21 protein-coding genes are annotated in these 16,198 nt (G+C 49.1%); 11 read left to right on the top strand and 10 right to left on the bottom strand.

Annotation, left to right across the window (positions count from 1 at the left end; all coding sequences use genetic code 11):
• Positions 1 to 74 precede the first annotated feature (74 nt).
• The 4 genes from ACUXAC_RS26800 to ACUXAC_RS26785 all read left to right on the top strand — a co-directional run bounded on the left by ACUXAC_RS26800 (position 75) and on the right by ACUXAC_RS26785 (position 5,825).
• On the top strand, positions 75 to 947 hold the full coding sequence (locus ACUXAC_RS26800) for a fimbrial protein (RefSeq protein ID WP_454267143.1): 873 nt from the start codon (positions 75 to 77) through the stop codon (positions 945 to 947).
• A 219-nt stretch (positions 948 to 1,166) separates the two neighbouring features.
• Entirely contained in the window at positions 1,167 to 1,862 is a 696-nt protein-coding gene (locus ACUXAC_RS26795) for a helix-turn-helix domain-containing protein (protein WP_260048814.1), read from the top strand.
• A 581-nt stretch (positions 1,863 to 2,443) separates the two neighbouring features.
• A complete protein-coding gene (locus ACUXAC_RS26790; RefSeq protein WP_342186895.1) occupies positions 2,444 to 3,718 on the top strand; it encodes an HlyD family secretion protein in 1,275 nt (424 codons plus the stop codon).
• Positions 3,711 to 5,825, top strand: coding sequence for a peptidase domain-containing ABC transporter (locus ACUXAC_RS26785; RefSeq protein ID WP_342186894.1), 2,115 nt, complete (start codon positions 3,711 to 3,713; stop codon positions 5,823 to 5,825). The genes ACUXAC_RS26790 and ACUXAC_RS26785 overlap by 8 nt, the downstream gene beginning before the upstream one ends.
• A 40-nt stretch (positions 5,826 to 5,865) precedes the next feature.
• On the opposite strand, the gene ACUXAC_RS26780 is transcribed toward ACUXAC_RS26785, so the two are convergent.
• The 3 genes from ACUXAC_RS26780 to ACUXAC_RS26770 form a co-directional block, all read right to left on the bottom strand.
• On the bottom strand, positions 5,866 to 6,195 hold the full coding sequence (locus tag ACUXAC_RS26780) for a hypothetical protein (protein ID WP_260048812.1): 330 nt from the start codon (positions 6,193 to 6,195) through the stop codon (positions 5,866 to 5,868).
• A 30-nt stretch (positions 6,196 to 6,225) separates the two neighbouring features.
• Positions 6,226 to 6,447: a hypothetical protein gene (locus ACUXAC_RS26775; protein ID WP_197781113.1), complete on the bottom strand. Its 222-nt coding sequence runs from the start codon at positions 6,445 to 6,447 to the stop codon at positions 6,226 to 6,228.
• 182 nt (positions 6,448 to 6,629) lie between these two features.
• Positions 6,630 to 7,214 carry a recombinase family protein gene (locus tag ACUXAC_RS26770; protein WP_342186951.1) on the bottom strand — a complete coding sequence of 195 codons (585 nt, stop codon included), beginning with the start codon at positions 7,212 to 7,214 and terminating at the stop codon, positions 6,630 to 6,632.
• Between the two features lie 106 nt (positions 7,215 to 7,320).
• On the opposite strand from ACUXAC_RS26770, the gene ACUXAC_RS26765 reads away from it, so the two are divergent.
• From ACUXAC_RS26765 to ACUXAC_RS26755, 3 genes are read left to right on the top strand one after another with little or no spacing between them, the layout of a single operon-like run.
• Complete coding sequence (locus ACUXAC_RS26765) at positions 7,321 to 7,968, top strand: recombinase family protein (RefSeq protein ID WP_197797151.1); 648 nt, start codon at positions 7,321 to 7,323, stop codon at positions 7,966 to 7,968.
• Positions 7,965 to 8,924: an Rpn family recombination-promoting nuclease/putative transposase gene (locus tag ACUXAC_RS26760; RefSeq protein WP_342123340.1), complete on the top strand. Its 960-nt coding sequence runs from the start codon at positions 7,965 to 7,967 to the stop codon at positions 8,922 to 8,924. The genes ACUXAC_RS26765 and ACUXAC_RS26760 overlap by 4 nt, the downstream gene beginning before the upstream one ends.
• A 28-nt stretch (positions 8,925 to 8,952) precedes the next feature.
• On the top strand, positions 8,953 to 9,567 hold the full coding sequence (locus ACUXAC_RS26755) for a DUF2913 family protein (RefSeq protein WP_164120420.1): 615 nt from the start codon (positions 8,953 to 8,955) through the stop codon (positions 9,565 to 9,567).
• Between the two features lie 483 nt (positions 9,568 to 10,050).
• Here the strand turns inward: ACUXAC_RS26755 and ACUXAC_RS26750 are convergent, their stop codons facing one another.
• Positions 10,051 to 10,353, bottom strand: a complete 303-nt coding sequence (locus tag ACUXAC_RS26750) for a PerC family transcriptional regulator (RefSeq protein WP_195880148.1) — start codon at positions 10,351 to 10,353, stop codon at positions 10,051 to 10,053.
• A gap of 244 nt (positions 10,354 to 10,597) precedes the next feature.
• Here ACUXAC_RS26750 and ACUXAC_RS26745 point away from each other — a divergent pair, with 244 nt between their 5' ends.
• From ACUXAC_RS26745 to ACUXAC_RS26730, 4 genes are all read left to right on the top strand, one after another.
• The gene (locus ACUXAC_RS26745) at positions 10,598 to 10,846 is read left to right on the top strand and encodes a glycine zipper domain-containing protein (protein ID WP_042785957.1); all 249 of its coding nucleotides are present in this window, start codon (positions 10,598 to 10,600) and stop codon (positions 10,844 to 10,846) included.
• A gap of 69 nt (positions 10,847 to 10,915) precedes the next feature.
• On the top strand, positions 10,916 to 11,266 hold the full coding sequence (locus tag ACUXAC_RS26740) for a hypothetical protein (RefSeq protein WP_089186964.1): 351 nt from the start codon (positions 10,916 to 10,918) through the stop codon (positions 11,264 to 11,266).
• A 155-nt stretch (positions 11,267 to 11,421) separates the two neighbouring features.
• Positions 11,422 to 11,823 (top strand): phage holin family protein, encoded by a 402-nt coding sequence (locus tag ACUXAC_RS26735; RefSeq protein WP_042785979.1) that lies wholly within the window; start codon positions 11,422 to 11,424, stop codon positions 11,821 to 11,823.
• Complete coding sequence (locus ACUXAC_RS26730) at positions 11,820 to 12,113, top strand: YqjK family protein (RefSeq protein ID WP_071883602.1); 294 nt, start codon at positions 11,820 to 11,822, stop codon at positions 12,111 to 12,113. Before ACUXAC_RS26735 ends, ACUXAC_RS26730 begins: the two co-directional genes overlap by 4 nt.
• 139 nt (positions 12,114 to 12,252) lie before the next feature.
• Here the strand turns inward: ACUXAC_RS26730 and ACUXAC_RS26725 are convergent, their stop codons facing one another.
• The 6 genes from ACUXAC_RS26725 to ACUXAC_RS26700 form a co-directional block, all read right to left on the bottom strand.
• Positions 12,253 to 12,486, bottom strand: coding sequence for a hypothetical protein (locus ACUXAC_RS26725; protein ID WP_042785960.1), 234 nt, complete (start codon positions 12,484 to 12,486; stop codon positions 12,253 to 12,255).
• 131 nt (positions 12,487 to 12,617) lie between these two features.
• On the bottom strand, positions 12,618 to 12,782 hold the full coding sequence (locus ACUXAC_RS26720; RefSeq protein ID WP_158234570.1) for a hypothetical protein: 165 nt from the start codon (positions 12,780 to 12,782) through the stop codon (positions 12,618 to 12,620).
• Positions 12,783 to 13,048: 266 nt separating this feature from the next.
• Positions 13,049 to 13,273 (bottom strand): YgdI/YgdR family lipoprotein, encoded by a 225-nt coding sequence (locus ACUXAC_RS26715; RefSeq protein ID WP_342186893.1) that lies wholly within the window; start codon positions 13,271 to 13,273, stop codon positions 13,049 to 13,051.
• Between the two features lie 78 nt (positions 13,274 to 13,351).
• Positions 13,352 to 14,386: a YrzE family protein gene (locus ACUXAC_RS26710; protein WP_342123335.1), complete on the bottom strand. Its 1,035-nt coding sequence runs from the start codon at positions 14,384 to 14,386 to the stop codon at positions 13,352 to 13,354.
• 155 nt (positions 14,387 to 14,541) lie between these two features.
• Positions 14,542 to 15,198, bottom strand: coding sequence for a DUF421 domain-containing protein (locus ACUXAC_RS26705; RefSeq protein ID WP_213873926.1), 657 nt, complete (start codon positions 15,196 to 15,198; stop codon positions 14,542 to 14,544).
• A gap of 65 nt (positions 15,199 to 15,263) precedes the next feature.
• On the bottom strand, positions 15,264 to 16,198 hold a 935-nt coding region (locus ACUXAC_RS26700), incomplete at its 5' end, for a catalase-related domain-containing protein (RefSeq protein WP_454267142.1).

The raw sequence follows: 16,198 nt of genomic DNA, 5'->3' as shown, positions 1-16,198 counted from the left end.
TGACACTGGTTTCAAAACTAAAGAAAGTGTTGAAGAAAAAAGAAGTTGCTGCCCTCGTGGCTTCTGTATGCCTAATGGCATACTCATCCGGCGCTAATGCTTTTACTTGTAAGGTTAGTGCAACCGGGCAAACAATTACTTCAGGAACAGCTAACGTTTATGTAAACCTTACGCCATCCATTGGAGTAGGGCAAAACCTGATTGTTGATTTATCCAGCCAGATACAATGTAAGAACGACTCTACACCGCCAAATATTGATACGGATTATGTGAAGCTTACCGACGGTTCGGCATATGGCGGTGTTCTTGACAACTTTAACGGAACTGTATACTGGAATGGCAAGACTTACCCCATGCCTTTAAATACAAATACAGATAACGTTGTAATAACACAAACCTATTATCAAGGGTTGCCTTTTAAACTATATTTAACGGCTTTGGGCGCTGCAGGCGGAAAAGCAGTAAAATCAGGTGAGCTGATAGCGGTAATGAGGATGTATAAGATAGCTACTTTTGGTGGTGGGTATCCAAGAAATTTCATCTGGAATATTTATGCAAATAACGATGTTATAATTCCTACAGGTGGTTGCGATGTATCATCGCGCAACGTGACTGTGACTCTACCTGATTACCCTGGCACGGCTGCTGTGCCGCTGACTGTCCATTGTGCGCAAAACCAACAGCTGGCTTATTATCTGACCGGTACAACGGCTGATACGGAAAGCACCATATTTACCAACACATCATCATCCAATCCTGCCACCGGCGTGGGTGTGCAACTGTCTAACCGCAATGGCGTGATTGCTACTAATAAAAACGTGTCTCTCGGAAAGGTAGGCAGCAGTCCTGTAAGTTTGGGCCTGACGGCTTCCTATGCACGAACGACGGGTCAGGTTGTGGCCGGTAATGTCCAGTCTATTATCGGGGTGACGTTTGTTTACGAGTAGATACGGTTTTTAGCGCATCGTGCGGTAAAATTGTATGTGTATGTTTTTGATTGATTTTGTCTATTGGCAGTAAGTCTCATAAGCCTCTATCTGCATTGTTGAATACATCGTCGCAGGTCAATATCCGGACTTCGGAGAGCGCGGCCAATACGTCGGGCTGGCGTTCATCGCCGGTATTAAGGGAGGTCTGAGTAGTGAGAGGCATTGAAGGAGAATGAGATGATTGCAGCCGAAGGAAGCAAAAAACCTCGTCTATCCGGGCAAAACGTGACAGTACGTTCGTCGCTTAGCTTGCGAGTTATTGTACATGACCCGGTTTCTCTGTATCGCGATTGCCTGATACGCGTGTTGAAAGCTTATTTGGGACATACCGTAAAAATTTTGGGGGAGGCGAAGACACTGGCGGATGTGCGGAAAATACTGATTCATGAACACGCGGATCTTCTGATTGGTGTGCCCTACGGTGTTGGAGAGACGCTACTTGACTGGGAAGTTTTCGGGTGTCAGCTTAAATGTTATCACCCTAGCCTCATCTGCCTGATGTGGACGAATCTGCCGAAAAATTTCGTGCGATTGTTCACACCTGCTGAACGTGTGGGCAAGACCCTATTTTTGAAAAAGGGAGTATCGATACCGGTTTTTTGCCAGGCCGTGTCACAGGTAGCTGCGGGGGATTTGCCTAGAAATGATGTGTGTCAATGCCCGACTGAGGATGATGGGGCGGCTTTAAAAACATTGACTCTGCGGGAAAGTCTGGTACTGAGCGAGATGATGGAAGGGAAGAGTTTGCGGCAGATTGCCGCGCGGTATCACAACTCGCTGAAGACAATCAGTTCGCACAAGTGCAGCGCCATGAAAAAACTGGGGGTGTCCAGTAATGCACAGTTGTTGGCGTTATTGCATGACCTGTATTGAATCACTGTGCTGGTAAAGCGCAAACGATATCTCTGGCTGGGCGCGGTCGCTTAGGTAGTCGCCGCGGCCATCGGCGGCAGGTATTATTTCTCGCAGGATGCGGAGCTGGAGACACAGCATCCTGTCGAACCTCCCTCGAGGTGGTCGACAATACCTTCGACGATCACGTGCAGCAGCATGCCATCACCCGGACTCAGACCGCGCAGGCTGAAATCAACAAGCAGTTTACCGCCCTGCGTCAGGAAATGGAGTTTTACGTCGGAACCCCAGATTTTTCCCTTATCCCAGTTTCAGCCCGGCTACCAGCGCATCTAGGTCAATAATTTCATCACTGATCTCGACGATATAATGCTTGTTCAGCAAAATGTGCTGCCAGGCCGCCGGCGATATCCGGGCCAGAGTCTCAATGCTTTCCGTTTGTGGCCGTTTAACCCCTTCAAATATCCTAATAACAATAATTAATATTTTTAGCCGTTTTAGATGAGCTTGGTTATCTAGTACAGTCTCATATTTTGCATGAAAAGCCTCTATGAATTAAGCTTGTAATCTGATTTCAATCAATATGATAAGGAAGGCAGACAGTGTTTCGCCAGGAAGCGATTAGCCATCAGAAAATGAAATGGCGGGGACGGGCATTGTTGTTGCCCGGCATTCCCTTTTGGCTCACGACAGGACTCTGCCTGTTTTTTATCGTTGCATTTCTTACTTTCATTATCGCCGGTACCTATACTCGTCGAACCAACGTAACCGGCGAGATCACCTCCTACCCGCGTGCTGCCAACGTTTACTCTACCGTCCAGGGGGTGGTGGTAAAACAATTAGTCACTGAAGGGCAGATCATCACTGCAGGCACCCCTATCTATCAAATTGACGTCAGCAAGAGTACCCGCAGCGGTGTGGTCAGTGACAATCAGCGCCGGGATATAAATAGTCAACAAGCCCGTATTGCGCAGATCATCAGTCGCCTGGAGGACAATAAACGGGCCACCCTCGCGATGCTGGAAAAACAGAAAGCGCAATATACGGCAGCGTTTGAACGCTCCACCGATATCCTTCGCAGGGCTCAGGAAGGGATACGTATCATGAAAGAGAACATGCAGAACTACCGCCATTATCAGGCCAAGGGACTGATCAACAAGGATCAGCTCACCAATCAGATTGCGCTGTATTACCAGCAACAAAATAACCTGCTGGGTCTGAGCGGACAGAACGAGCAGAATGCGCTGCAGATCACTGCATTGGAAAGTCAGATCCACACTCAGGCTGCAGAATTTGATAATCAGATTTACCAGATGGAACTGCAACGTTACGAGCTGCAAAAGGAACTGCTGAATATTGATGCAAGCGGGGTGATCATTGTACGCGCATTATCCGAAGGACGCGTTGATTCAATGAGCGTCACCGTTGGTCAGATGGTGAACGTCGGCGACAGCCTGTTGCAAATGCTTCCTGACAAGGTAGACCACTATGCACTGGTGCTCTGGGTGCCTAACGATGCCATCCCCTATATTTCCACTGGCGATAGGGTCAATGTGCGCTATGACGCTTTCCCGGCGGAGAAATTCGGTCAGTTCGCCGGAACGGTATCCGTCATCTCCAAAGCTCCGGCTTCGCCGAAGGAAATGCAGACTTACCAGGGCGCACCGAAAGCTGCGCTGACTGCCGCCATACCGTATTACAAAGTGATTGTACGACCAGAAAAGCAGGCTATTTCCTACCATGGTAAACGCCTCAGTCTGGAAAACGGTATGAAGGCGCAAAGCACCCTGTTTCTGGAAAAGAGAAAAGTTTATCAATGGATGCTGTCACCTTTCTACGACATGAAACAAAGCGCTACGGGACCGGTCAATGACTAATTTCTCTTTTAAACGCCTGGTTAATCAGCTGGATATACATCTTTTCAAACGAATGCCTTTGGTACATCAAACCGAAGCATCGGAATGCGGTCTAGCTTGCCTGGCGATGATCTGCGGGCACTATGGCAAGAATGTCGATCTGATTGCATTGCGACAACAATTCAATTTGTCAGCGCGCGGCACCACTCTGGCCGGGTTGATTGGTATGGCCGACCAACTTGGGCTATCCACTCGCCCTTTATCCCTGGACATCAATGAACTCGGTGCGCTGAAGATGCCGTGCGTCCTCCACTGGGAGTTCAATCATTTTGTCGTATTGGTAAGCGTTGGACAAAATCGTGTCGTATTGCATGACCCTGCTCGTGGGCGGCGTACTGTCAGCCTGTCAGAATTGTCGGCCAGCTTTACCGGTGTGGCACTTGAAGTCTGGCCGGGTAGTGCGTTTAACGCAAATACTGTTCGCAACACGTTCAGTCTTGGCACGCTGACAGGTAGTGTGCACGGCCTTAAATGGACGCTCGGCAAAATATTTAGTCTTTCACTGGTGATAGAAACGATTAACCTGGTGATGCCGGTCGGTACGCAACTGGTGATGGATCACGCGATCCCCGCAGGCGATCATGGCTTGCTTACTCTCATTTGTGCAGGATTAATGCTGTTTATCTTGCTACGAACCGCGGTCAGTATGGTGCGTGCGTGGTCATCATTGGTAATGAGTACGCTCATCAACGTTCAATGGCAGTCCGGGCTGTTTAACCACCTGATGCGGCTACCGCTTAACTATTTTGAGCGGCGAAAATTGGGGGATATCCAGTCACGTTTCGGTTCTCTGGACACGTTGCGAAACACGTTTACGACCAGTATCGTCGGCGCCATTATGGACAGTATAATGGTCATTGGCGTACTGGTGATGATGGTGTTATACGGCGGCTGGCTGACCTGGGTGGTGATCGCATTCACAGCCCTGTATGTACTGCTTCGTCTGCTGACATATGGTTACTATCGGCAACTGTCTGAAGAGTCACTGGTGAGGAAGGCACGGGCAGGTTCGTACTTCATGGAAACCTTGTACGGGATCGCTACGGTCAAAATGCAAGGAATGGCGGAAAGGCGCAGCGCAAACTGGCTTAATCTGGAAATAGATGCCATTAACACCGGCATACGGGTTACCAAAATGGATATGCTGTTTGGCGGGATCAACACCTTCGTGGCAGCCTGTGACCAGATAGTTATTCTGTGGTTGGGCACCAGTCTGGTTATCGATAATCAGATGACCATTGGTATGTTTGTGGCTTTCGGTGTGTTTCGTGGACAGTTTTCAGACAGGATCGGTTCATTGACCGAGTTTTTACTTCAGCTTCGCATGATGAGCCTGCATAACGAGCGTATTGCTGATATAGCTCTGCATCCACGGGAGAACCGTAAGCCTGACCTTCCCTACGAAGCGAAAATGCAACCGGCTGCGCTGACCACGCAGGCTCTCAGCTACCGCTATGACAGCCAATCCCCCCCTGTTTTCAGCAAGCTGGATCTCGTTATTCAGCCTGGAGAGAGCGTTGCTATAGTGGGGGCATCGGGAGCGGGGAAAACGACATTGATGAAAGTACTGTGCGGTTTGTTTCCTCCTGACAGTGGACGCGTGGAAGTCAACGGCGTTGATATACAACAGTTGGGAATTAACAATTACCATAAGATGATTGCCTGCGTGATGCAGGATGACAAGCTGTTCTCCGGCTCCATTCGTGAAAATATCTGCGGGTTCTCAGACAATGTCGATGATGAATGGATGCAGACATGCGCCCGTGCCAGCTATCTGCATGACGTCATTATGAAGATGCCGATGGGTTACGAAACCTTAATCGGTGAATTGGGAGAAGGGTTGTCTGGCGGCCAAAAACAGCGGTTGTTTATTGCCAGGGCTATTTACAAGAAACCGGCGCTGTTATTTCTGGATGAAGCCACCAGTGCATTGGATAAGGAAAGTGAAAGCGCTGTCAATCAGGCCATCAAAGGGCTTCATATTACGCGGATCATTATTGCACACAGGGAATCAACAGTTGCTTCAGCAGACAGGGTCATTACCCTAAATCCAGCCGGTACAATATAAAACAAGCCCTGCACCCAAGTGCAGGGCTTGTTTTACGAGTTCAGGCAGCTTGCGAATGAGAAATACTGCCAAAGAATCCACCGATGGCACCTTCAATGACTGCACCGGCAGTATGGCCAGTCACGCTTCCAATACCCGCTCCGACGACGCCTCCGATCGTTCCGCCGATACCCGCTCCGGCACCACCGCCGATAATATTTCCGACAACGGGTACAATAGTACCTACGGCAGCACCAGCCAGCCCTGCGGCGGTCGAGCCTACAGCGGTACCTACTGTTCCACCAATGGCTGCGCCGCCCCATGTCAGAACATCCTGAATGATGCCCGCGCCGCTGACATCCTCAACTTCATGAATCGTCAATTCACGCATATCTGTTCTCCTTGAAATTCCATTTAGAAATTATCGGCCAAAGATACCGCTGACAAAGGACGACACGCCTTTGTATAACTCATTAACAGCATTTGTGGCCGTGTGGAACCCCTGTACAGCAAGATCCCCTGCAAAAGCGCCGATCGACGAGCCGATTTGTCTGGCTGGGGCATCAAGTACCCCATTGATCAGGTCGGTTACCACACCAGCACCACTGACTTGCTGAACATCTTTCTCGCTGAGCTCTCTCATTTCTTACCTCCTTGATTTGCACTGAATTAACCATAATGGGTTAATAGCCATATTTCATTAAAATCGTAGAGTTAAAATAATTGTTAGATTAATTTATGTATCATGTCAATAAAATGTGCTTTTTCACTTAAACCTTCATGAGGGGGAACCAGCAGGGGCTCAGATTTTTCTGGCGACATAAATTATCCACGGTTGAGCAGCTTGATCCCATCCGCTCGCAGTTGACCATCAGGGGAAATATGCCTGTACAAAGTTTGCCGGGTTATCCCAAGTTCCTGGCATAGCGTACTGACCTTTGTTTCTGGTTGCCCCATTGATGCCATTGCCAGTCGCAGTTTGACTGGCGTCATTTTATAAGGCCGGCCGCCGTTCCGCCCACGGGCTCTTGCTGATGCCAGATCTGCAGTCGTTCGTTCAGCAATCAGTTCACGCTCAAACTCGGCCAGTGCGGCAAAGATCCCAAAAACAAGCTTGCCGGCAGCTGTCGTGGTATCGATAGTCGCTCCGTGACCGGTCAGTACCTTCAGGCCTATCCCGCGTCCTGTAAGGTCATGCACCGTATTAATGAGATGACGAAGGTCGCGACCAAGTCGATCCAGTTTCCATACAATCAGGGTATCATCTGGCCGCAGGGCCTTCAGACAGGCAATAAGTCCAGGGCGATCTTCTCGCTTGCCCGATGCCCGGTCTTCATAAAGATGGGCAGCGTCAACGTCGGCAGCGATCAGCGCATCACGCTGTAAATCATTCGCCTGAGAACCATACATTTGTGAGAGTATGGGTAATTTGTTCAAAACAAGTATCACATAACTTGATTTAGTAAATTTGATACGCAAAAATCTCATTATCTAATGTCTAGTGAGATTAAATCGTATGGCGCTCGTCGGTTATGCTCGTGTATCCACGACAGATCAAGATCTGACACATCAGATAGCGGTGCTGACTTCAGCCGGCTGCCGTAAAATCTTCTCGGAGAAAATGACCGGCGCCAGGAAAGAGGGCCGTCAGGCACTCGATGACTGCCTTGATTACTTGCGAGAAGGTGATACGTTGGTGATCACACGTATCGATCGCCTGTCACGCAGTCTGCGCGACTTACAGAATCTGGTTCATGAACTTGAAGGGCAAAACATCAAGCTCAGGGCGACCGAGCAGGCCATCGATACCTCTTCGGCGTCCGGCAAGGCTTTCCTGGATATGTTGGGCGTATTCGCCGAGTTCGAGACACGCCTGCGTCAGGAACGACAACGGGAAGGCATTGCCCGCGCGAAAGCCAGGGGGGCATATAAAGGAAGAAAACCCACCGCTCAGGCGAAAGCGCAGCAGGTGATTGAATTGACGCTGGCCGGACTCACCCGCGAAGCGGTTGCCGACCAACTGGGCATTGGCAGGGCCAGCGTCTACCGAATATTAAAAACCTGGCGGCAGCAACATCCCGACGCTATTCTGCCCGGAGAACGGGTGAAGCCTTCGCTCAGCGATAGTGAGCCGTCGACCGAACATGTTACGATAGCGCCATGAAAAAAAATCCAACGCCCCATGATGCCACTTTCCGGCAATTTCTGACGCAACCCGAAATAGCCCGCGACTTCATGGAGATACATTTGCCGGCCGAACTGCGGGCCATCTGTGACCTCAGCACGCTGAAACTGGAGTCCGGCTCCTTTGTCGAAGATGACCTGCGCCAGTATTTCAGCGACGTGCTCTACAGCCTGAAAACCAACGACGGCGCTGACGGTTACGTGCACGTGCTTATCGAGCACCAGTCCAGCCCGGATAAGCACATGGCGTTTCGCCTCATTCGCTATGCCGTCGCCGCCATGCAGCGTCACCTCGACGCCGGCCACAAAACGCTGCCGCTGGTCATTCCGGTACTGTTCTATACCGGCAAACGCAGCCCATATCCTTACTCGACCAACTGGCTGCAGGAGTTTGATGATCCAACGCTGGCCGGGAAACTGTACACCGGCGATTTTCCGTTGGTTGATGTGACGGTCATCCCCGACGAAGAAATTATGGGCCACCGCAGCATGGCCGCACTGACTCTGCTGCAGAAACATATTCGCCAGCGCGACCTGGCCGAGCTGACCGACAAACTGTCCGCCATTCTGCTGGCCGGCTATCTGTCTTCGCCACAGGTGATTTCGTTGATACACTATATTATCCAGGCCGGTGAATCGGCAGATGCGCAGGCATTTGTCCGTGAATTGGCCCAGCGGGTACCGCAACATGAGGAGGAACTGATGACTATCGCACAACAGCTTGAACAAAAAGGTATCGAGAAGGGTATAGAACAGGGTATCCAAAAAGGTATCCAGTTGGGTGAACAGCGCGGTATGGAAAAAGGGCGTCAGGAAGGTGAGCGAGAAGCTGCACTGAAAATCGCCCGCACCATGCTGGCCAATGGCCTCGATCGCGACGCGGTGATGAAGATGACCGGGCTGACCGCTGACGACCTGGCCCAAATTCGCCACTAATCCTTTGCGTCGACGGGCAGGGCAGCCATTGTCAGATAAAACAACATCCATTTCCCCGGAAAACACCACCTCAGCGCTCAGCCATCTGGCGTTCTGCGCCCTCGCGGCGCTGGGGCTGGCGCGCCAGGACGGTATCGCCGGCACGCCCTATGCCGAAAACCTGTTCCTGATCCGCTGGCTGGCCACCGCTCAAAAGCAAAAACGCTTCCCCAGGAGCGTCGCGATTGATATCCAGTGGTTACTCGACCGCGGCCGTAAGCACGGCCCGGCGGGCAAACTGCGCCAGCATCTTGAGTATCTCTGGCGTTCCTGCAGCGGCAATCTGGCCGCTCAGTCAGACCTGTTCCGTCTCACCTGCGCCTCTGAAACCCTGAAAGACCAGGGCTGGGACAATTATGTGCTGGATGCGAAAGAGTGGAAGTCCGGCGTCGTGCCGACACCGTCACAGCATAACGGGTTCTATGTCGAAAAAACGGCGCTGAACGCCGCTTTTGCCCAGGACGGACGCCATCTGCACCCCGTCACGTTTCGGGTGGTCGGTGACGCCGACCGGTTTATGCATGTGATGGCCGAGTACGGACTGTGTACGCGCCGGCAGGGCAGCACGTCAGCCTGCCACACCATCGCGCTTGAACCGGCGTAACACCACGACCGACACGGTTCAAATATTCCGCCAACGGCACATCGCCACTCACAACCAGGACGTTATCCACAAATTTGGGGGATAACCTGTGCGCATCATCGGTAAAAATATTCACCTCAAAATGTGGGGCGTGTGCCCACTTCGCGGTTGACCTCACCATAGTTCCTTGCTATTCCTCGTCGGTTTTATATTTAACTGGTTATGCATACAGTGTAATTATAATAACACGTTTCGTTTCCGACCAGAGGAGAACGCCCGATGAGCAATGTATCACGACCCCGCATAACACAGGACGTGGCCAAGTCGCGCTAAAGTACTGTAAAGCGCCATTACCGCCACCGAGAAGGCGTTCAGCAAAGGTGCTAATGCACAAGGGCAACAATCCCGACCGGTTCGCTCGGCCTCGACATTATGATCGGTAGGGATCTTCCGGTCGCCGCATCACCCAAATTGGGTTCCGGCGTAGAACCCTTTCCTGTTTGATTATTCCATTCGCCACAGATCCGGGTCGTTCGGCATACCGTTTCTCGCCACGAGCGCCGCGCCTGCCGGCGCGGTGCCGTCACTGACACGGCGGACCTGTGTTGGCGCCTGTGCCAGGCAATAGCGTAGGCGCTGCAGCACCGCTTCTATCACGTGGTCGTCTGCCTCACGAAGCAGCACCTGCTGCCAGCGCGTGGCGGCACGCCGCCACAGCCCCTGCGACTCCAGGCGAAGAGCCGTTTTATCAGCAGGCAAAGCAACATAAGGCGAAGTGTTACCACGACAATAATACTGCGCACCCATAGAATCTCTCCTTATCGAGGGTTATGCCAGAACCGCCAACATTTTCGGCTAGAGGTTTTACACTAAGGATATTGTGGTCAATTTGATTATATTATGGTCAAAAGCACCAAGCAGTTCATGCTTAGCTATCAAAAAAGCTGCTATAGCGTGTGTTTGAGTATTTGGCACATTTTTTGTATAACGTTAATGCTGGCGAAATAAAGCTGGTTAAATATTCTGAGTCATAACCGTTATGGAGAACATCATGTTTGGGAAAGCTGAAGACAAAGTAAAAGAAGTTGCTGGCGAAGCGCAGGAAAAATACGGTGAACTGACCGACGATTACGGGCACCAGGTAAAAGGAGCGGCCCGTAAAGTCGCGGCACAGGGGAGTCAGGCAGCTCAGGAGGCTGCTGAAGTCGTACGTGATAATGTGGAAAACAATCCATTTGCGGCGATCTCCATCGCTGCAGGCATTGGCTTACTCATTGGTCTGCTCATTGGCCGTAAATAAGATAAACGCGGGCGCAAAGCCCGCTTTTTCTGATAGCAGGTGCTTTACTATAATTTAAAGGAGTTAAAAATGAATATATTAAATATAGTTATCCTTTCTGCAACATTGGTATCCACAGGCGCTCTGGCCGAATCTATCAATGCTGAACATTTAAAAAACAAAGCAGGGCAGAAGGCTGAGCAGGCCACCAATCGTGCTGAAGAAACGACTCACAAGGCAAAAAACCGGCTTGAGGAGAAACAACTTCAGGCTGAAAACCGGCTCAAAAACGGCGGAGAAGCAACCGCGACAGATAAGGTAAAGGAAAACTCACAGAAAGCCTGGAACCGGACCAAGGAAACCACAGAAAAAGGCTGGAATAAAACAAAAGAAGCCGCTCAACAGGCGGGTGACGCGGTAAGCGAAAAAGTAGGCCATTAACTCGATTCCCCGGCCTGTCCGGGGATACCGGATTAAACTTCGCGTTAACCTCTCTGGGCTGCGATTTAAAAAACACGGCAGAGCCATTGCTCGCCGGTCAGTGATGAAGCACAGTGGCAAAGAAGCCCTGTCGGACAAAACAGAAGGACGCCGTTATGAGAAAAATGAATGATCCGCAGCGGGGCCCCTCCCGTGGCCTGATAGACACTATTCGCCGCGTATTTACCGCCCTTACCGGAACGCTGCATACCCGCCTGGAGCTTGTAGCCGTTGAGCTGGAAGAAGAGAAAAGCCGCATTACCCATCTCCTGATAATGGTGGGGCTGGCCCTTCTTTTCACTGCGTTTGGTATTATATCCCTTCTGGTGTTTATTCTGTTGTTAGCCTCACCGGAACATCGCCTCATGGTACTGGGGGGGGCTTCCGCTGTGTTTATTGTTCTCGCATTAGCTTCGAGCATTTTCATCAGACAAATAATTTCCCGTAGCAGTATATTGCCAGAGACCCGCAGACAACTCAGTAAGGATTTGAGCATTCTTAAGGGGGATGAAGCATGAATGTCAGGGAACTCAGGGAAAACCGTAAACAACAACTATTGCAACAAATAGCACAACAGCGACAGACATTGAGCCTGTTAAAGAGTGATTGGCTAAGACTGTCGGAACCCGTTGATCGCGGCTGGCAGGCATTATACCGTTGCCGGGCTTTTATCGTTCCCGGTATCGGGATAGCCGCCCTGTATGCGCTCAAATCTAAACCACGTCGTCTGATCATATGGCCACGCAGAGCTGTGGCCGCATGGGGGGCAATGAAATTTATTCGTCAACGGATCCGCCTGTTCAGATAACAAGACAAGAGGCTGGTTTAGGTTCTCGCGCTCCATGATTGAACCACCGCCCCTAGTCTGTTTCAGCCTTCGAAAAATCTGGGGTTCCCATGTAGAACCCCCTTATTATCGCCTTCAGCCAGCTGCCTACGCTTTCGCATTATTTGCCAAACGCCCGTTCACGAGTTTCCAACTCCTCATCGCTGGCCAGTAACCCGTCAACTGAGACATCCCTGTCTTTCCAGGCCAACAATGACCTGATGTCGTCAGAGCGTCGTTGACGATGCGCTTTGAGCATGTTGCGCCGCCGGGCGTTGTCGGCCATTGCCTTGCGCGCCAGTTCGCCGCGCGCCTTCAACATGGCCAGGTACAGCCGGTATTCCTGTTTATCCATGCCATGATTTCCTTATTGGGGGTGGATGGGTCGTGCCAATTTGATATTGGGAGTAGTCGTCTCATCCGGGGCGTATTGACGTTTAGGATGAGATCGACTTTCCAGAGTTTGCACGAACCATATTAACCTCATCATTTTTCAATTACAGCAGGATCTGAGCTATATCCAGAAGCCTTTTCAGCATCCCTTACCTGCTCCCGCAAAGATTTATTAGGGGTTTCAGGACAACCTACAAGAACTAACGTAAAAATAAACATCAGCGTAAATCGTAAAATTGCCAGGCTGTATTTACTCACCAGGCTTTCCTTAATTGATTAAAAGAACAAAGCACGCTCCAAACCTATTCCATTAAAGTTAGTTACATCTTTTTATATGAGAATCCCTCTATAAAAAGTAGTTTCTTAGACTGCATCTTAATGGTTGGGTGGTGGGTGTAACATTTAAATAACTATAGATACCAATCAATTCTGTTGATTAATGAAGACCCTTGTTACAAGGGTCTTCATTAAAAAATAACACTGTTACTTAACTAATTTATTTTACTTCTATCCTCTTGACTTCATTATGGGATCTCTGAAATTTCTTTCACTTCAGACTGGTTAATTTGCTGTTTGACGCCATTAGCATCGGTGTAGCCTACCAAGCCTGCGTTGGTTTGGGCCGGTTTAACTTTACTGACTATAGTACGGCCGTCATGTGTATAGATGGCATAACTTGAACGTGTGCATCCCGATAGGGCCATGATGGAAAAAATGACGGTCGCAGCGTACATTAGCGATTTTCTCATAAGTCTCTCCTTAACTGCATGAACATAGCTAAAATTGCACTCAATCTGATTAGGTCTCTTGGTAACGCTAAACCAGCCTCAGCTTCGAATATGACGGGCATTCGTCTTTACGCCCCACAATCCGGCCAACGCACTGATGATTGCACCAAGAAGCAAGGCAAAGAATGACCACAGAGCCGCACGCGCCAATGCATCTGCAGCTGCAGCAGCCTGCTCACGGGCTTCCTGTTTAAGCTCGGCATACTTTTGCTTCGCCTCATTAATTTTCGCTTCAGCTTCATCGAGACGTTGCTTAACGATTTGAGCTGTTTTTTCTTTAGTATCGATCAAGTTAGTGACTGTTTTATCAACCTCTGCAGGAGTCATGTCGGTGTTTTCACTCAGCGCTTTTTTCAATGAGTCCTGGTTGACATCCTGAGTAATTGCATCCGCACGCTTTTTCAGCTTACTAATCAGTTTCTGCATGATAGCGTCATTGCTATCAGGCTGGTTGAAGAAAGCCTTAATCGCATCACTCAAATCCGCTTTAGCACCATCAAGCTGCTGCTGCATAAATTCTGGCTGCAACGAAGGTATATCGCTCTTTTTCAATGCTGCTACCACATCCGATTTTAGGTTTTCCGGCTCAAGTTTTGTGTCGATGTCCAGCTGGTCAAAGAGATTTTTTCCCACATTTGCCACTCCGGAAGCACCGTTTCCAAGCGCAGAGCCTGCACCTGAAAGCAGGCTACCTGAGGTAGAAGCTATGGCGCCGAGCGCATTACCAGTCATCTTAACGGCTGAGCCAACCAACAAGGTTCCCAGAACTGCAGCAACAATGAGCGCTGTAGCCCACACCAGAAAGCCATGAATGAGACCATCATTTGCTGCCAGACGACCGGCGACGAAAGCGCCGATGGCAAGACTGACAATAATCGAGATTGCAGACCAGACGGCAACGGTGGTTCCCGCTCCATTTACCGGATCGTCCGAAGCCGGGTCAACAATGGAAAGCCCAAGACTTGTACCCAGCGTTGACAACAGTAATGACACGGCCAATACAGTGATCACACCGCCTATTACGCTACCCCATGATATTTTTTTTTCAACAACCATCCCATTTTCCATTTTCATTTACGATCCTTTTCATGTTGTTAACATTGTGTTAAGTTTGCTGAAAGAGATGCCACAGTCTCAATCGAGCCATAACAAACATAGCAATAATAATCAGTTATGCCAAATCTACGGAGGAAAATTATTACTTCAAATGCTATAACAATGAATAGTACTTAAAGAGAGAATTTAACCTCGCCGTTATTTAATATAAAACTTAATTTTCCATTCCAAAATTCCGCAAGAAAAACCGCGTGAGGATCTATACCAGCGTCCTTTAATTTACAGGCAAGCCATGCTTCATCTTTCTCTATCGAACTGAGTTCAGCAATCCTGGCCTTACCATCTTTCATTACGATAACTGAAGGCATCTTGGCGTCATCGCATACAACCGTTATTTGACCATTTGGCTCTATCTGCGCATAAGTGACTTCCTGGAAGGATGGGATCCCTTGCGCATGAAGCTGAGAGGAGACATTCAATATATCAATTTTATTTCTTTTACTCGAAATGGCATCAATAAGAAAGCGACCCTCTTTGATGATCGGTATTGGCTGACCTATAGTAACAGTGCGAAAAAAGTGTATGCGCTTACTTAATGCATTCAATAACGAGATAAGAAATACGCCGATAAAGAGTACCAGTACATATTGATGCATAGGTATTGAATCGCTATAGATCACACCACCAATAATTCCACCCAGCACGAAATTGCCGATGAAGTCTACGGGGGTCATCTGGGAAAGCTGAGTTTTACCCGATAGATTTAGATGAGTAATTACAATAACAAAACCTATTATAAACTTAACAAGTGTATAACCATAGTATTCCATAACGACAATCCTGTTGATCCTCATTGGTAGGGCTCCCTTAAATGAGAGCCCAAGTTAGTACTACTTTAGCCAGCAATTTCCTGTGCTACGCTTTCTCTGGACCAAATACGATGTCCTTTCATAGCATTACAAAATGCCTCAGCCAAATCCGCAGCCTTATCCCCCACGATAATACCTTCATCTGGTTTGGGCAACGGCAATGCATCATATAGCTTAAACGCTTTACCTTGCAGCCCTATCGCTTTCAGATGTTTAAATGCTTGGATCACGTAATGTTTGGCGTTGCCGTTTTTCATCAAGGAGTCAATGCTGCCTTCTCCTTCCGGTATGATAACGGCATCCACCATCACAGATGGATTGCCTTCTATGGTACCGTCGACCTCTATTTCATTATCTTGCAGAGAAGTTATTCTACCTAAGTGCGGAGCAAAAACCTTTCCATGAATACCATGTTTTTTAAGGGTTTTCATAATATTATCAATAGATTCCCCACAAACACCATCGGCAGCAAGAATAGCCACTTGGCGTGATTTGAGTATCTGATGATGCCCATCGTACATACTTAATGAACGATCTTTAGATATCCCGTTGACGGGGCCAGGTAATGGATGCTTCAGTTGTTCTTGGCTCAATCTTATGCCAAGATTATCAGCGACAGATTGGGCCAACTGGTGATCAATATAAGTAAGTTGATCAACCACACGTTCACGTATCCAAGGGCGCACAACCTTACCCAATTCGAAACTGAACCCTCCGACAATATGATTTTGTTCCACTTTGGTTTGGCTCAGCCAAAATAGACGTGGCTGAGAATAGAAGTCAACAAAAGTGCTACTCCTTCTGCGGGTCTTTTCACCATTTATTGGTTGCGGGTAGGTTGCAAACCCGCCCTTTGCCGGGGGGGGTTCTCTTGGCCAATTGTTATTTATAGAGTTAGGCTCGTAATTGGCTGTTCCAGAAATGCTCATACGATGCATCCCATCACGCTGATGGTTGTGGA

This window comes from Serratia sp. 121840015-1 (assembly GCF_053627655.1).
The sequence above is the reverse complement of the archived record's forward strand: the minus strand, read 5'-3'. Positions and strand labels throughout refer to the sequence as shown.

Excerpts from the sequence above, each read along its gene's own strand:
- ACUXAC_RS26800 (WP_454267143.1), top strand. The coding sequence starts at position 75 with ATGGCATACTCATCCGGCGCTAATGCTTTTACTTGTAAGGTTAGTGCA.
- ACUXAC_RS26795 (WP_260048814.1), top strand. The coding sequence starts at position 1,167 with ATGATTGCAGCCGAAGGAAGCAAAAAACCTCGTCTATCCGGGCAAAAC.
- ACUXAC_RS26785 (WP_342186894.1), top strand. The coding sequence starts at position 3,711 with ATGACTAATTTCTCTTTTAAACGCCTGGTTAATCAGCTGGATATACAT.
- ACUXAC_RS26780 (WP_260048812.1), bottom strand. The coding sequence starts at position 6,195 with ATGCGTGAATTGACGATTCATGAAGTTGAGGATGTCAGCGGCGCGGGC.
- ACUXAC_RS26775 (WP_197781113.1), bottom strand. The coding sequence starts at position 6,447 with ATGAGAGAGCTCAGCGAGAAAGATGTTCAGCAAGTCAGTGGTGCTGGT.
- ACUXAC_RS26770 (WP_342186951.1), bottom strand. The coding sequence starts at position 7,214 with ATGTATGGTTCTCAGGCGAATGATTTACAGCGTGATGCGCTGATCGCT.
- ACUXAC_RS26765 (WP_197797151.1), top strand. The coding sequence starts at position 7,321 with ATGGCGCTCGTCGGTTATGCTCGTGTATCCACGACAGATCAAGATCTG.
- ACUXAC_RS26760 (WP_342123340.1), top strand. The coding sequence starts at position 7,965 with ATGAAAAAAAATCCAACGCCCCATGATGCCACTTTCCGGCAATTTCTG.
- ACUXAC_RS26750 (WP_195880148.1), bottom strand. The coding sequence starts at position 10,353 with ATGGGTGCGCAGTATTATTGTCGTGGTAACACTTCGCCTTATGTTGCT.
- ACUXAC_RS26745 (WP_042785957.1), top strand. The coding sequence starts at position 10,598 with ATGTTTGGGAAAGCTGAAGACAAAGTAAAAGAAGTTGCTGGCGAAGCG.
- ACUXAC_RS26740 (WP_089186964.1), top strand. The coding sequence starts at position 10,916 with ATGAATATATTAAATATAGTTATCCTTTCTGCAACATTGGTATCCACA.
- ACUXAC_RS26735 (WP_042785979.1), top strand. The coding sequence starts at position 11,422 with ATGAGAAAAATGAATGATCCGCAGCGGGGCCCCTCCCGTGGCCTGATA.
- ACUXAC_RS26730 (WP_071883602.1), top strand. The coding sequence starts at position 11,820 with ATGAATGTCAGGGAACTCAGGGAAAACCGTAAACAACAACTATTGCAA.
- ACUXAC_RS26725 (WP_042785960.1), bottom strand. The coding sequence starts at position 12,486 with ATGGATAAACAGGAATACCGGCTGTACCTGGCCATGTTGAAGGCGCGC.
- ACUXAC_RS26715 (WP_342186893.1), bottom strand. The coding sequence starts at position 13,273 with ATGAGAAAATCGCTAATGTACGCTGCGACCGTCATTTTTTCCATCATG.
- ACUXAC_RS26710 (WP_342123335.1), bottom strand. The coding sequence starts at position 14,386 with ATGAAAATGGAAAATGGGATGGTTGTTGAAAAAAAAATATCATGGGGT.
- ACUXAC_RS26705 (WP_213873926.1), bottom strand. The coding sequence starts at position 15,198 with ATGGAATACTATGGTTATACACTTGTTAAGTTTATAATAGGTTTTGTT.